Origin of the sequence: Pseudomonas batumici, assembly GCF_036585405.1 — a bacterium.
Classification (GTDB): domain Bacteria; phylum Pseudomonadota; class Gammaproteobacteria; order Pseudomonadales; family Pseudomonadaceae; genus Aquipseudomonas; species Aquipseudomonas batumici.
Genome location: NZ_CP144470.1, coordinates 2,818,337 through 2,833,595, shown reverse-complemented (window position 1 = coordinate 2,833,595; position 15,259 = coordinate 2,818,337). Strand labels below are relative to the sequence as shown.

General features: G+C 63.7%; 12 protein-coding genes. 8 read left to right on the top strand and 4 right to left on the bottom strand.

Going from position 1 to position 15,259, the window contains the following annotated elements; translation table 11 throughout:
• Window positions 1-36 precede the first annotated feature (36 nt).
• The 4 genes from NUH87_RS12835 to gatC form a co-directional block, all read right to left on the bottom strand.
• Window positions 37-408, bottom strand: a complete 372-nt coding sequence (locus NUH87_RS12835; RefSeq protein ID WP_338526230.1) for a septal ring lytic transglycosylase RlpA family protein — start codon at window positions 406-408, stop codon at window positions 37-39.
• An 80-nt stretch (window positions 409-488) separates the two neighbouring features.
• The gene (gene gatB / locus NUH87_RS12830; protein ID WP_338526229.1) at window positions 489-1,934 is read right to left on the bottom strand and encodes an Asp-tRNA(Asn)/Glu-tRNA(Gln) amidotransferase subunit GatB; all 1,446 of its coding nucleotides are present in this window, start codon (window positions 1,932-1,934) and stop codon (window positions 489-491) included.
• Between the two features lie 10 nt (window positions 1,935-1,944).
• Window positions 1,945-3,396: an Asp-tRNA(Asn)/Glu-tRNA(Gln) amidotransferase subunit GatA gene (gene gatA, locus NUH87_RS12825; RefSeq protein WP_338526228.1), complete on the bottom strand. Its 1,452-nt coding sequence runs from the start codon at window positions 3,394-3,396 to the stop codon at window positions 1,945-1,947.
• Window positions 3,397-3,412: 16 nt separating this feature from the next.
• Entirely contained in the window at window positions 3,413-3,700 is a 288-nt protein-coding gene (gatC, locus tag NUH87_RS12820) for an Asp-tRNA(Asn)/Glu-tRNA(Gln) amidotransferase subunit GatC (RefSeq protein WP_040064249.1), read from the bottom strand.
• A gap of 256 nt (window positions 3,701-3,956) precedes the next feature.
• Between gatC and mreB the strand changes: the two genes are divergently transcribed.
• The 8 genes from mreB (at window position 3,957) to tldD (ending at window position 15,224) form a co-directional block, all read left to right on the top strand.
• The gene (mreB, locus tag NUH87_RS12815; RefSeq protein WP_002555108.1) at window positions 3,957-4,994 is read left to right on the top strand and encodes a rod shape-determining protein MreB; all 1,038 of its coding nucleotides are present in this window, start codon (window positions 3,957-3,959) and stop codon (window positions 4,992-4,994) included.
• A gap of 142 nt (window positions 4,995-5,136) precedes the next feature.
• Complete coding sequence (mreC, locus tag NUH87_RS12810; protein WP_338526807.1) at window positions 5,137-6,234, top strand: rod shape-determining protein MreC; 1,098 nt, start codon at window positions 5,137-5,139, stop codon at window positions 6,232-6,234.
• On the top strand, window positions 6,234-6,725 hold the full coding sequence (gene mreD, locus NUH87_RS12805; RefSeq protein WP_040064251.1) for a rod shape-determining protein MreD: 492 nt from the start codon (window positions 6,234-6,236) through the stop codon (window positions 6,723-6,725). Before mreC ends, mreD begins: the two co-directional genes overlap by 1 nt.
• An 84-nt stretch (window positions 6,726-6,809) precedes the next feature.
• A complete protein-coding gene (locus NUH87_RS12800) occupies window positions 6,810-7,415 on the top strand; it encodes a nucleoside triphosphate pyrophosphatase (protein ID WP_338526227.1) in 606 nt (201 codons plus the stop codon).
• A 59-nt stretch (window positions 7,416-7,474) separates the two neighbouring features.
• Window positions 7,475-8,932: a ribonuclease G gene (gene rng, locus NUH87_RS12795; RefSeq protein ID WP_040064253.1), complete on the top strand. Its 1,458-nt coding sequence runs from the start codon at window positions 7,475-7,477 to the stop codon at window positions 8,930-8,932.
• 78 nt (window positions 8,933-9,010) lie between these two features.
• Complete coding sequence (locus NUH87_RS12790; RefSeq protein WP_338526226.1) at window positions 9,011-12,823, top strand: YhdP family protein; 3,813 nt, start codon at window positions 9,011-9,013, stop codon at window positions 12,821-12,823.
• Between the two features lie 93 nt (window positions 12,824-12,916).
• Window positions 12,917-13,762 (top strand): carbon-nitrogen hydrolase family protein, encoded by an 846-nt coding sequence (locus tag NUH87_RS12785; RefSeq protein ID WP_338526225.1) that lies wholly within the window; start codon window positions 12,917-12,919, stop codon window positions 13,760-13,762.
• Window positions 13,763-13,781: 19 nt separating this feature from the next.
• On the top strand, window positions 13,782-15,224 hold the full coding sequence (gene tldD / locus NUH87_RS12780; protein ID WP_338526224.1) for a metalloprotease TldD: 1,443 nt from the start codon (window positions 13,782-13,784) through the stop codon (window positions 15,222-15,224).
• Window positions 15,225-15,259 lie beyond the last annotated feature (35 nt).

Below are 15,259 nucleotides of genomic sequence, written 5' to 3'. Positions count from 1 at the left end.
AAGGGTGGTCAATCCGAAAATGACGGGCTCCAGCGGTCAGTCGTCGAGGCTTTGGATGCGTACGCGGGCGGTACCGTTTTGCAGCATACCCAATTGGGCGGCCGCTTCGCGTGACAGATCGATCAGGCGCCCACGGATGTGCGGGCCGCGATCGTTGACGCGCACTATGACGGATTTGTCGTTGGCCAGGTTGGTGACTTTCACCCGTGTACCGAAGGGCAGTTGGCGATGGGCCGCGGTCAGGCCGTGCGGGTTGAAGGGTTCGCCACTGGCGGTGCGTTTGCCCCGATGCTTGGCACCGTAATACGAGGCCAGGCCGGTTTCGTCATAACCGCGCGGGTTGATGTCGTGGCTGGCACAGCCGGCCAACAGGCTGAAGAGGGCAAGGGCGGCGAGCAGGTGCTTCATCGGATGTCCTCGATAAGGTTGTGGAGAGAGCCACAAGGGTTGTGCCAACCTCGATGTTGGACAACCCTTTTGGTTCGCTATCAGCCTTCGAGTTTGCTTTTCAGCAATTCGTTCACTTGCTGCGGGTTGGCCTTGCCCTTGGAGGCTTTCATCGCCTGGCCGACAAAGAAGCCGAACATCTTGCCGCGCTTGGCTTCATCCGCTGCCCGGTACTGCTCCACCTGCTCGGCGTTGGCCGCGAGCATTTCGTCCAGGACCTTCTCGATGGCGCCGCTGTCGGTGACCTGCTTCAGCCCACGGGCCTCGATCACTTCGTCGGCGCTGCCTTCGCCATTGGCCATGGCTTCGAAGACCATCTTGGCAATCTTGCCGGAGATGGTGTTGTCCTTGATCCGCAGCAGCATGCCGCCCAGTTGCTCGGCGCTGACCGGGGCCTGGTCGATGTCCACGCCCAGCTTGTTGAGCAGGCTGCCCAGCTCGACCATGACCCAGTTGGCCGCCAGCTTGGCGTCGCCGCCGATGCTCACGACTTTTTCGAAGTAGTCCGCCTGCTCGCGGCTGGAGGCCAGTACGCTGGCATCGTAGACCGACAGGCCGAACTGTTCCTGGAAGCGCTCGCGCTTCTGCGGTGGCAGCTCCGGCAGTTGCGCGCGGACTTCATTGAGGAACGCATCCTCGATGACCACCGGCAACAGGTCCGGGTCGGGGAAATAACGGTAGTCGTTGGCTTCCTCCTTGCTGCGCATGGCCTTGGTTTCATCCGTGTTCGGATTGTACAGGCGGGTTTGCTGGATGACTTTGTCGCCGTCCTCGATCAGTTCGATCTGGCGCTGCACTTCGCTGTTGATCGCCTTCTCGATGAAGCGGAACGAGTTGACGTTCTTGATCTCGCAGCGGGTGCCGAACTCGACCTGGCCCTTGGGCCGGACCGAGACGTTGCAGTCGCAACGCAGCGAGCCTTCGGCCATGTTGCCGTCGCAGATACCCAGGTAGCGCACCAGCGCGTGGATGGCCTTGACGTAGGCCACGGCTTCCTTGGCACTGCGCATGTCCGGCTCGGAGACGATTTCCAGCAGCGGCGTGCCGGCTCGGTTCAGGTCGATACCGGTGGCACCGTCGATTTCTTCGTGCAGGCTTTTACCCGCGTCTTCTTCCAGGTGCGCACGGGTAATCCCGACGCGCTTGACCGTGCCGTCTTCCAGGGTGATGTCCAGGTGGCCCTTGCCGACGATCGGCAGTTCCATCTGGCTGATCTGGTAGCCCTTGGGCAGGTCCGGGTAGAAGTAGTTCTTGCGGGCGAATACGTTGTGCTGGCCGATTTCGGCGTCGATGGCCAGGCCGAACTTCACCGCCATGCGCACCGCTTCCTGGTTCAGCACCGGCAACACGCCGGGCATGCCCAGGTCAATCAGGCTGGCCTGGGTGTTCGGCTCGGAACCGAAGGTAGTGGCGCTGCCGGAGAAAATCTTCGATTGGGTGGCGAGCTGGGTATGAATCTCCAGCCCGATCACGACTTCCCATTGCATGTGTTTCTCCTCAGAAGCCTTCAGGTGTGCGGGTGTGCCAGTCAGTGTTGAGCTGATACTGGTGCGCAACGTTGAGCAGACGGCCTTCCTGGAAATACGGGGCCAGCAGTTGGACGCCCACCGGCAGGCCGTCGACGAAGCCGGCCGGCATGGACAGGCCCGGCAGGCCCGCGAGGTTGGCGGTGATGGTGTAGACATCTTCCAGGTACGCGGCGACCGGGTCGCTGCTCTTCGCGCCGATCTTCCACGCCGGGTTCGGGGTGGTCGGGCCGAGGATCAGGTCGACGTCGTTGAAGGCCGCCATGAAGTCGTTCTTGATCAGCCGACGAATCTTCTGCGCCTGCAGGTAGTAGGCGTCGTAGTAGCCGGCCGACAGCGCGTAGGCACCGACCAGGATGCGCCGCTGGACTTCCGCGCCGAAGCCTTCGCCACGGGAACGCTTGTACAGGTCGGTGAGGTCTTTCGGGTTTTCGCAGCGATAGCCGAAACGCACGCCGTCGAAGCGCGACAGGTTCGACGAGGCTTCCGCCGGGGCGATCACGTAGTACGCGGGAATCGCGTGCTGCATGTTCGGCAGGCTGATTTCCTTGACGATCGCGCCCAGTTTCTCAAGCTCCTTGATGCTCGCCTGGATCAGTTCGGCGATGCGCGGGTCGAGGCCGGCGCCGAAGTATTCCTTGGGCACGCCGATGCGCAGGCCCTGGATCGACGCGCCGAGGCCGGCGGCGTAGTCCGGTACCGGTTCATCGATGCTGGTGGAGTCCTGCGGGTCGAAGCCAGCCATGCCTTGCAGCAGCAGGGCGCAGTCTTCGGCGGTGCGCGCCAGCGGGCCACCCTGGTCGAGGCTGGAGGCGTAGGCGATCATGCCCCAGCGCGAGACACGACCGTAGGTCGGTTTCAGCCCGGTGAGGTTGGTCAGCGCCGCCGGCTGGCGGATCGAGCCGCCGGTGTCGGTGCCGGTGGCGGCCGGCAGCAGGCGCGCGGCAACGGCTGCCGCCGAACCGCCGGACGAGCCGCCCGGAACATGTTCCAGGTTCCACGGGTTGCGCGCGACGCCGTAGTAGCTCGATTCGTTGCCCGAGCCCATGGCGAACTCGTCCATGTTGGTCTTGCCCAGGGTCACGGTGCCGGCCGCGGCCAGCTTGGCGACCACGGTGGCGTCGTAGGGCGCCTTGAAGTTGTCGAGCATCTTCGAGCCGCAGCTGGTGCGGATGCCCTGGGTGCAGAACAGGTCCTTGTGGGCGATCGGCGCGCCGAGCAGGGCACCGCTCTCGCCATTGGCACGGCGGGCGTCGGCGGCCTTGGCCTGGCTCAGGGCCAGGTCCTCGGTCAGGCTGATGAAACTGTTGAGCTGCGGGTCGAGCTGGGCGATGCGCGCCAGCAGGGTCCGGGTCAGCTCTTCGGAGGAGAATTTCTTGTCGGCGAGGCCACGGGCGATCTCGGCCAGGGTCATCTGATGCATTGCAGGCTCTTTCCCTTTAGTCGATGACTTTCGGAACCAGGTACAGGCCGTTTTCGACCGCTGGCGCGATGGACTGATAAGCCTCGCGGTGATTTCGCTCGGTCACGGCGTCGGCGCGCAGGCGCTGATTCGCTTCCAGAGGGTGGGCAAGGGGTTCGATACCGCTGGTATCGACAGCCTGCATCAGGTCGACCAGGCCCAGAATGCTGTTCAGGGCTTCGGTGGTGCGTGGAAGATCGGCTTCGACCAGGCCCAGGCGGGCCAGGTGAGCGATTTTTTCCACGTCGGAGCGTTCAAGCGCCATGGGAATCTCCAGTGGAAAACCGGGCGGAAGGGGTCCGTTCGGTTAGGCAATACACAATAAAGAGTGTCAATAAGTGCGGGCGCGACTTACGATTGTCGGAACACTACCGCATTTCTACGGTCACATGGCCGCGATTGTATGGGATGGTGCTCGGAAAAACGCCTAATTTAACATATTGGCGCCTTGCCCAAAATCCCCGTCGTTGTTAGAGTTTGCCGCACTTTTTTACCCACGCGTTGCCCAGGGTCCCTTTCCAATGTTCAAGAAACTGCGTGGCATGTTTTCCAGCGATCTTTCCATCGACCTGGGTACAGCCAACACCCTTATCTACGTGCGCGAGCGCGGTATCGTCCTGAACGAGCCCTCGGTCGTTGCGATTCGCACCCATGGCAACCAGAAGAGTGTCGTGGCCGTCGGCACCGAGGCCAAGCGCATGCTCGGTCGTACGCCGGGCAACATTGCTGCCATTCGTCCGATGAAGGACGGCGTGATCGCCGACTTCAGCGTCTGCGAAAAGATGCTGCAGTACTTCATCAACAAGGTGCATGAAAACAGCTTCCTGCAGCCCAGCCCTCGCGTGCTGATCTGCGTGCCGTGCAAATCGACCCAGGTCGAGCGCCGCGCCATCCGTGAATCGGCCCTTGGTGCCGGTGCCCGTGAAGTGTTCCTGATCGAAGAGCCGATGGCTGCCGCCATCGGTGCCGGCCTGCCGGTGGAAGAAGCCCGCGGTTCGATGGTCGTCGATATCGGTGGCGGTACCACTGAAATCGCGCTGATCTCCCTGAACGGCGTTGTCTATGCCGAGTCCGTACGTGTGGGCGGCGACCGTTTCGACGAAGCGATCATCACCTATGTACGTCGCAACTACGGCAGCCTGATCGGTGAATCCACCGCCGAGCGCATCAAGCAGGAAATCGGTACGGCCTACCCGGGCGGTGAAGTGCGTGAAGTCGACGTGCGCGGCCGTAACCTGGCCGAAGGTGTGCCACGTGCCTTCACCCTGAACTCCAACGAAGTGCTGGAAGCCCTGCAGGAATCCCTGGCGACTATCGTCCAGGCGGTGAAGAGCGCCCTGGAGCAGTCGCCGCCGGAACTGGCGTCGGACATCGCCGAGCGTGGCCTGGTGCTGACTGGTGGTGGCGCGCTGCTGCGTGACCTCGACAAGCTGCTGGCCCAGGAAACCGGCCTGCCGGTGATCGTTGCCGAAGATCCGCTGACGTGCGTAGCTCGTGGCGGCGGTCGTGCCCTGGAAATGATGGATAAGCACACCATGGATCTGCTTTCCAGCGAGTAAGTTCGCTGAGAGGCTCTATGCTGTTGCGCTCACAGGCAGCACTTTTCAGTGCTGCCTGTTGTGTTTATCTTCTGTCAATCTTCATCCAGGCCGGTGTGATGCCGTATGAATAAAATGACTCATTGCCTGGGAGGAGCGGCTTATTAAACCGCTTTTTGCCAAAGGCCCCTCATTGGGCGTGCGCTTGTTGGTGCTGGTCGTGCTATCGGTCGCGCTGATGGTGGTCGATGCCCGTTTCACGCTGCTCAAGCCGGTGCGCAGCCAGATGTCGCTGGTGCTGATGCAGTCGTACTGGATCACCGATCTGCCGCAGCGCTTGTGGCAAGGCGTGGCCAGTCAGTTCGGCAGTCGTACCGAACTGGTCGCCGAGAACGAAAAGCTCCAGACCGAAAACCTGCTGTTGCAAGGGCGCCTGCAAAAACTCGCGGCCTTGACCGAGCAGAACGTGCGCCTGCGCGAGTTGCTCAACTCCTCGGCGCTGGTCAACGAGAAGGTCGAGGTGGCCGAGCTGATCGGCATGGACCCCAATCCCTTCACCCATCGCATCATCATCAACAAGGGCGAGCGTGACGGCGTGGTCCTCGGGCAACCGGTGCTCGATGCCCGTGGCCTGATGGGCCAGGTGGTCGAGTTGATGCCCTACACCTCGCGTGTATTGCTGCTCACCGACACCACCCACAGCATTCCGGTACAGGTCAACCGCAACGGCCTGCGGGCCATTGCCAGCGGCACCGGCAATCCCGAGCGCCTCGAACTGCGCCACGTCGCCGACACCGCCGATATCAAGGAAGGCGACCTGCTGGTCAGTTCCGGCCTGGGCCAGCGTTTTCCGGCGGGTTACCCGGTGGCAACGGTCAAGGAAGTGATTCACGATTCCGGCCAGCCGTTTGCCATCGTCCGTGCCGTGCCGACGGCGGCGTTGAACCGCAGCCGTTACCTGTTGCTGGTGTTCAGCGACAGCCGCACCCCGGAAGAGCGGGCCAATGAAGCGGCCCAGGCCCAGGAAGCGGATCGCCAGGGCGGTGACGGCGCGCCCGTGGTGCCGGCCACGGTGCCCAAGCCCGCTGCCGCGCCGGCGACGCCCGCCAAACCGGCTGCCGCGCCGGCTACACCCGCGAAACCGGCTGCCGCACCGGCAACCCCGGCCAAGCCGGCGCATGCCGCCAAGCCAACGACTGCCAAACCACCCGCCAGCAAGCCGCCGGCGGCGACACGGGCAGCCCCCCGGACGGAGGAATAATGGCTGGTACCACCTTATCCCGAAATGGCTGGATCGTCTGGCTGACCTTCGCCATCGGCCTGCTGCTCAGCGTCTCGCCGCTGCCGCAGTTCATGGAGATCCTGCGTCCGCTCTGGCTGGCGCTGTTGCTGGCGTTCTGGGCGCTGTACCTGCCGCACCAGATCGGCATGGTCACCGCGTTCCTGCTGGGCCTGGCCGAAGACGTGCTCTACGGCACCCTGCTGGGCCAGAACGCGCTGATCCTGACCCTCATCACCTTCCTCGTACTGTCGCTGCAACAACGCCTGCGGATGTTCCCGATGTGGCAACAGAGCCTGGTGATCCTGGTGATCTTCGGCCTGGCGCAGTTGGTGCAACTCTGGCTCAGTGCCTTGACCGGCAACCGCCAACCGACCCTGGCACTGGTGCTGCCGGCCCTGGTCAGTGCCTTGCTCTGGCCCTGGGTCAGCTTTGGTCTGCGCGGATTGCGCCGACGCTTCAAAATCAACTGACAGGATCTCGCGTGCCATTTCCGGGTGAGCTGCCGATCCTGCTGACACAGCTCCTATAAAGAGTCCTGACATGGAGATGTCTCGATGACCTCGCTCTACCTGGCTTCCGGCTCACCGCGTCGGCGTGAACTGCTGACCCAGATCGGCGTGCCGTTCAGCGTCATCAGTGCCGATATCGACGAAACCCCGCTACCCGATGAAAGCCCGCTGGCTTATGTCGAGCGCCTGGCGCGGGCCAAGGCCGCGGCCGGACGCGCTCGCCTGGGCGTCACGCAAGCCGCGGCCGGTACCTGTGTGCTGGGTGCCGACACCGCCGTGGTGCTGGACGGTCGGATTCTCGGCAAGCCGCTGGATGAAGCGGATGCGCAGGCGATGTTGCTGGCCTTGTCCGCTCGCGAACACGAAGTGCTGACCGCCATTGCCGTGCTCAATGGTGAGCGTTGCGAGTCGCGGGTGGTGCGCAGCCTGGTGAAATTTCGCTCGATAAGCGCAGAGGAAACTCATGCCTATTGGTCCAGCGGCGAGCCGCAGGACAAGGCGGGCGCCTATGCTATTCAAGGCCTGGCGGCGGTTTTCGTGGCCGGGCTGAATGGCAGTTACTCCGCCGTCGTCGGCCTGCCCGTGTGCGAAACCGCAGAACTGCTCGGCCATTTCGGCATACCCTGTTGGCAAAACCTTGTCGTGCGCTGATTGCCGCACGCCCGTGATACGGCAATTTTATTGTGAATACGCCTGAACGAGACCCAGCCATGAGTGAAGAGATCCTGATCAACATCACGCCAATGGAATCGCGCGTGGCGGTGGTAGAGAACGGTGTGTTGCAAGAGGTTCATGTCGAACGTACGCAGAAGCGTGGCATCGTCGGCAATATCTACAAGGGCAAGGTGGTGCGGGTACTGCCGGGGATGCAGGCGGCGTTCGTCGACATCGGCCTGGACCGGGCGGCCTTTATCCATGCCTCGGAAATCTCCATGCGCGAAGGTCCGGCGGTGGAGAGCATCAGCGCGCTGGTTCACGAAGGGCAGAGCCTGGTGGTGCAAGTCACCAAGGACCCCATCGGCACCAAGGGCGCGCGCCTGACCACGCAACTGTCGATCCCGTCGCGTTACCTGGTGTACATGCCGCGCACCGCCCATGTCGGCATTTCCCTGAAGATCGAGGACGAAGCCGAGCGCGAGCGCCTCAAGCAGGTGGTCAGCGATTGCGTTGCCCGCGAAGGCATCACCGAAGCCGGCGGTTTTATCCTGCGCACGGCGGCCGAAGGTGCCGGGGCGGACGAGATCATGATGGACATCCGCTACCTGCGGCGCCTCTGGGACCAGATCGGCGCGCAGATCAAGACCATCGGCGCGCCCAGCGTGATCTACGAAGACCTTGGCCTGGCCCTGCGCACCCTGCGTGATCTGGTCAGCCCGAAGATCGAGAAGATTCGCATCGACTCGCGGGAAACCTTCCAGAAGACCACGCAGTTCGTCGCCGAACTGATGCCGGAAATCGCCGACCGCCTGGAGCACTACCCCGGCGAGCGGCCGATCTTCGACCTGTATGGTGTCGAGGACGAGATCCAGAAGGCCCTGGAGCGCAAGGTCCCGCTCAAGTCCGGCGGCTACCTGGTGGTGGACCCGGCGGAAGCCATGAGCACCATCGACGTCAACACCGGGGCATTCGTCGGTCATCGCAACCTCGAAGAAACCATCTTCAAGACCAACCTCGAAGCGGCTACCGCCATTGCCCGGCAACTGCGCCTGCGCAACCTCGGCGGGATCATCATCATCGACTTCATCGACATGGAAGACGAGGAGCACCAGCGCCAGGTCCTGCGGACCCTGGAAAAGCAGCTGGAACGCGATCACGCCAAGACCAACATCATCGGCATCACCGAGCTGGGCCTGGTGCAGATGACCCGCAAGCGCACCCGCGAGAGCCTCGAGCAGGTGCTGTGCGAACCCTGCAACTGCTGCCAGGGGCGCGGCAAGCTGAAGACCCCGGAAACGGTTTGCTACGAGATTTTTCGTGAAATCCTGCGTGAAGCCCGTGCCTACCAGGCCGAAGGTTATAGAGTGTTGGCCAACCAGAAAGTCGTCGACCGTCTGCTGGATGAAGAGTCCGGCAACGTCGCCGAGCTGGAAGGCTTTATCGGCCGCACCATTCGTTTCCAGGTCGAAACCATGTATTCCCAGGAACAATATGACGTGGTGCTGCTCTGATTTCCCGTATTGAAGAAAACCTGCCTGCCGAGTCCTGCGTTGGCCTTTTCATTGAAGCTTGCCTGAGGGGACACTGACATGGAGCGTCTGACACGCTTTGTTGCCGGCCTGGCCCGTTGGGGCTTGGGGCTGGGAGCGTTGTTGCTGGTACTGGTGGCGTTGTATGCCAGCCTCGGTCGGCAACTGGTGCCGCTGGTGGCCGAGTATCGTGCCGAAATCGAAGACAAGGCCCAGGTCGCCGTGGGCCTGCCGTTGTCCATCGGCAGCCTGGAGGGGCGCTGGCACGGCCTGACCCCGGTGCTGCTGGCCCATGACGTGAAGGTCGGCGAGGGGGCTTCGGCGCTGTTGCTGGACAAGGTCCAGGTGATTCCCGATCTCTGGGCCAGCCTGCGGGCGCGGGAAGTCCGTATTGCCCATCTTGAGCTGGGCGGCCTGCAACTGAGCCTGAAAGAAGACCGGGACGGCCACTGGGCGCTCCAGGGTTTTCCGGTGCAGGACGACCAGCCGCTGGACCCCGGGCAGTTGCTGACGCGCCTGCAAATGATCAGGCAGCTTTCGCTGCTCGACAGCCAGGTGACCTTGCAGCCTTTCGGCGAATCGCCGCTGACCCTGACTTACGTCGGTCTCAACCTGGAGAGCGGTGTTTCCCGCCAGCGCCTCGACCTGCGTCTGACGTTGCCCGATGGCCAGCCCCTGGCCCTGAACCTGAAAACCCGCGTGCAGGCCAGTGACTGGCGCAACGGCATGGTGCAAGCCTACCTGAGCCTGCCGCAAAGCGACTGGGCGCGCTGGCTGCCGGCGCGCCTGAGCGGACAATGGAAGCTCACCGAGCTCAAGGCCGGTGGCGAGTTCTGGTTGAACTGGGCCGATGGGACGCTGCAGAGTGCCGTGGCCCGGCTCAATGCACCGCGATTCCAGGGGGCTTATGCCGGACGCAAGGCGGCCAGCATCGACAACCTGGCCCTCAACGCCTTCGTCCGACGCACCGGGCAGGGTTACGACGTGCAGCTCGACTCCCTGGCCATGAGCCTGGGCAAGACGCGCTGGGAAAGCCGCCTGCAATTGCAGCAGCTCGCCGCCACCGACAAGGAGCAGGAGCGCTGGCACCTGCAGGCCGATCGCCTGGACCTGACGCCGATCACCCCCCTGCTCGACGCCCTGGCGCCCTTGCCCGAGGGGTTGGCCACGGCCATCGATCACCTGAAGGTCACCGGTGCGCTGCGCAATGTGCTGCTGGATTACCGCCCCCAGGAAAGCGGCGACCAGAAGCTGAGTTTCGCGGCGAACCTGGAGCGGGTCGGCTTCGATGCCTACCATGGCGCCCCGGCGGCGCGTAACGTCAGCGGCAGCATCAGCGGCGACCTCGGCCAGGGCGAACTGCGCCTGGACAGCAAGGATTTCTCCCTGCACCTGTACCCGATCTTCAACAATCCCTGGCAGTACCTGCAGGCCAATGCCCGCCTGACCTGGCGCCTGGACCAGGAAGGTTTCACGCTGATCGCGCCCTACATCAAGGTGCTGGGGGAGGAGGGCAAGATCGCCGCCGACTTCCTTATTCGCCTGCACTTCGCCCAGGGCACGGAAGACTACATGGACCTGCGGGTCGGCCTGGTGGATGGCGAGGGGCGCTACACGTCCAAGTACCTGCCGGCGGTGTTGAGCCCGGCGCTGGACGAATGGCTGCGCAGTTCGATCCTGCATGGCGCGGTGGAGCAGGGTTTCTTCCAGTACCAGGGCTCGCTGAACCATGATGCATCGGCCGCGGCGCGCAGTATCAGCCTGTTCTTCAAGGTTCATGACGCGGAGTTGGCGTTCCAGCCGGGCTGGCCCCATGTCAGCAAGGTCAAGGGCGATGTCTTCATCGAGGACAGCGGGGTGCGGATCAAGGCCAGCGAAGGCCAGTTGCTCGACACCCAGGTCCGCGACATCGCGGTCAATATTCCCCACGTGCCCAGCGGGCAACACAGCCATATGTTCCTCGATGGCAACTTTGTCGGGGCGCTGGGCGATGGCCTGAAGATTCTCCAGGAAGCCCCGATCGGCACCGCCTCGACCTTTGCCGGTTGGCAGGCCAATGGCGACCTGTCGGGCAAGGTGAGCCTGGATGTGCCACTGGTCAAGGCCGATGAGCCGAAGATCCTGGTGGAGTTCAAGACCGACAAGGCCAACTTCAAGCTGCCTGATCCGGCCCTGGAGCTGAGCCAGCTCAAGGGTAATTTCCGTTTCGACAGCGCCAAGGGCCTGAGCGCCGACAACATCAGCGCCCAGGCGTTCGAGCGGCCCGTCACCGCGCAGATTTTCGCCGATGGCAAACCGGGCAGCCTCAATACCCGGGTTGTGGCCAAGGGGCAGGTGGCGATCAAGCGGCTCAGCGATTGGCTGGGTGTCAGTCAGCCGTTACCGATCTCGGGTGACCTGCCTTACCAGTTGCAACTGACCCTGAACGGCGCCGACAGCCAGTTGATGATCAACTCCAATCTCAAGGGGGTTGCCGTCGACCTGCCGGCACCGTTCGGCCTGCCGGCGAGCCAAGGCCGCGACAGCATGTTCCGCATGACGCTGCAAGGCGCCGAGCGGCGTTACTGGCTCGACTACGGCACCCTGGCCAACTTCACCTTTGCCGCACCGAACGGCCGGTTTGGCGACGGGCGTGGCGAACTGTTCCTCGGCGAAGGCGAGGCCCAGTTGCCGGAGACCCAGGGCCTGCGGGTCCGCGGCGTCTTGTCGGAGCTGGACCTGGAGCCCTGGAAGGCCGTTGCCGACCGTTATGCCGGTCAGGATCCGGGCGGTAGCGCCAGGCAATTGCTCAGCAGTGCGGATTTCAAGGTCGACAAGCTCAGCGCTTTCGGTACCCAGTTCGACCAGGTGAATCTGCAGATGGCTCGCAGCGCCAATGCCTGGGGCTTGCAGATCGACAGTCAGCAGGCCAAGGGCAGCGTAACGTTGCCGGATGCCAAGGGCGTTCCGATTGGCGTCAAGCTGGCCTATGTGCGTCTGCCGGCGCCGGACCCGAAAGTGGTGGCCGATGAGAACGCCCCGGACCCGCTGGCTTCGGTCGATCCCCGGCAGATTCCGGCGGTGGACTTGAGTATCGAGAAACTGTTCCAGGGCAACGACCTGATGGGAGGCTGGTCGCTCAAGGCGCGTCCGACGCCCAAGGGCATCAAGCTCAATGACCTCAGTCTCGGCCTCAAGGGCATGCTGCTGCAAGGTTCCGGCGGTTGGGAAGGCGTGCCCGGCACCAGCGTCAGCTGGTTCAACGGGCGCCTGGAAGGCAAGAACCTGGCGGATGTGCTCAAGGCCTGGAGCTTCGCCCCGACGGTCACCAGTGACGATTTCCACATCGACGTCGACGGCCGCTGGCCCGGCTCACCGGCCTGGGTCGGGCCCAAGCGCTTCTCGGGCAGTATCGATGCGACCTTCAACAAGGGCCAGTTCGTCGAGGCCGATGGCGGTGCCCAGGCACTGCGGGTGTTCGGCCTGTTGAACTTCAACTCCATCGGTCGTCGCCTGCGCCTGGACTTTTCCGACCTGCTGGGCAAAGGCCTGAGCTATGACCGGGTCAAGGGGCTGCTGGTGGCCAGCGAGGGGGTGTATGTGACACGCAACCCGATCACCTTGACGGGGCCTTCGAGCAACCTTGAACTCAACGGCACCCTCGATATGGTCGCCGACCGGGTCGATGCCAAGCTGCTGGTGACCTTGCCAGTGACCAACAACCTGCCGATTGCCGCGTTGATCGTCGGCGCACCGGCCGTCGGCGGTGCACTGTTCCTGATCGACAAGTTGATCGGCGACCGAGTGGCTCGTTTCGCCAGTGTTAAGTACACCGTCACCGGTCCCTGGAAGGAACCGAAGATCACCTTCGACAAGCCGTTTGACAAGAAGTAAGGGCCCGGCGAAAAGCTGTTGCGCCGACACTATTTGTACTGGGCGTGCAGCTGCATGGAGTAGCATGGCGCCATACCCTTGAAGGAGTGCGCCATGACCTTTTCCGTCATTCAGATGGTCAGCCAGAGCGATGTGCTGGCCAACCTGGCCCAGGCCCGCGCGCTGCTGGAGCGTGCGGCCGAGGGCGGAGCGCGGCTGGCCGTGCTGCCGGAAAACTTCGCCGCCATGGGCCGTCGCGACGTCGCCGAGATCGGTCGGGCCGAAGCCCTGGGCATCGGTCCGATCCTGCCCTGGTTGAAACAGGCCGCCCGCGACCTCAAGTTATGGATAGTGGCGGGTACCTTGCCGTTGCCGCCTGTCGACCAGCCGAATGCCAAGGCCAATGCCTGCTCGCTGTTGATCGACGAGCAGGGCGAGGCGGTGGCGCGTTACGACAAGCTGCACCTGTTCGATGTGGACGTGGCGGACAATCGCGGGCGTTATCGCGAATCCGATGACTATGCTCATGGTAGCCAGGTGGTGGTGGCCGATACGCCGGTCGGCCGCCTGGGCCTGAGCGTGTGCTACGACCTGCGCTTTCCCGAGCTCTACAGCGAGTTGCGCAAGGCCGGTGCCGAATTGATTACCGCGCCCTCGGCCTTTACCGCCGTGACGGGGGCGGCGCATTGGGAGGTGCTGATTCGCGCCCGGGCCATCGAGACCCAGTGTTACCTGCTGGCGGCGGCCCAGGGCGGCGTGCACCCGGGGCCACGGGAAACCTTTGGTCATGCGGCGATTGTCGACCCTTGGGGGCGCATCGTCGCCGAACAGGATCAAGGCGAAGCGGTGTTGTTGGCCGAACGCGACAGTCATGAACAGGCGTCCATCCGGGCGCGGATGCCGGTGGCGAGCCATCGGCGCTTTTTCTCGCAGGGCGCACAGCGGCCTGCATCGGAATGACGAAATAAGGCGCAAAATCATGAGCGAGTTGTTGTCCTCAGTCAGCGAACATCTGTTGGCGCCGGGTGGCGTAACCATTGAAAGCCTGCAAACGGTGCTGGGCGATCTGGCCGGGCCGGGCATCGACGCCGCCGACTTGTATTTCCAGGGGCAGATTTCCGAGTCCTGGGCCCTGGAAGACGGCATCGTCAAGGAAGGCAGTTTCAACCTTGACCAGGGCGTCGGCGTGCGGGCGCAGTCCGGTGAAAAAACCGGTTTTGCCTACAGCAACGCGATCACCCTCGAAGCCCTGGGCTCGGCGGCGCGTGCCGCGCGCTCGATTTCCCGGGCCGGCCAACATGGCAAGGTCCAGGTGTTCAGCAGCCAGGACGTGACGCGCTTGTATGCGCCGGACAACCCGCTGGACGTGATGAGCCGTGCCGAGAAGGTCGAGTTGCTCAAGCGTGTCGATGTCGCCACGCGGGCCCTGGATCCGCGTATCCAGCAGGTCTCGGTGAGCATGGCCGGGGTCTGGGAGCGGATTCTCGTTGCCTCCACCGATGGCGGCCTGGCGGCGGATGTCCGGCCGCTGGTGCGTTTCAATGTCAGTGTGATCGTCGAGCAGAACGGGCGTCGCGAACGTGGCGGTCATGGCGGCGGCGGGCGCACCGACTATCGTTATTTCCTCAGCGAAGACCGGGCCATGGGCTATGCCCGCGAGGCCCTGCGCCAGGCGCTGGTCAACCTCGAGGCGATTCCCGCGCCGGCCGGCACCCTGCCGGTGGTGCTCGGCTCCGGTTGGTCCGGGGTGCTGCTGCACGAGGCGGTGGGCCACGGCCTGGAAGGCGACTTCAACCGCAAGGGCAGTTCGGCCTACAGCGGGCGGATGGGCGAAATGGTTGCGTCCAAGCTCTGCACCATCGTCGATGACGGCACCCTGGCGGGTCGTCGCGGCTCCCTGAGCGTCGACGACGAAGGCACGCCGACCGAGTGCACCACGCTGATCGAAAACGGTGTGCTCAAGGGTTATATGCAGGACAAGCTCAACGCCCGGTTGATGGGCGTGGCCCGCACCGGCAACGGCCGTCGCGAGTCCTACGCACACCTGCCGATGCCGCGCATGACCAACACCTACATGCTCGGCGGTGAAAGCGATCCGGCGGAAATCATCGCCTCGGTGAAGCGCGGTATCTATTGCGCCAACCTCGGCGGCGGCCAGGTGGATATCACCAGCGGCAAGTTCGTGTTCTCCACCAGCGAGGCCTACCTGATCGAGGATGGCAAGATCACTGCGCCGGTCAAGGGCGCGACCCTGATCGGCAACGGACCGGAAGCCATGAGCCGGGTGTCGATGGTCGGCAACGACCTGGCGCTGGACAGCGGCGTGGGTACCTGCGGCAAGGATGGGCAGTCGGTGCCGGTGGGCGTCGGCCAGCCAACCTTGAAGATCGATGCCATCACCGTGGGTGGCACGGGGGCGTAGGAAGAGTCGGAGCTTCGGGTGAGCGCCGGATGGGC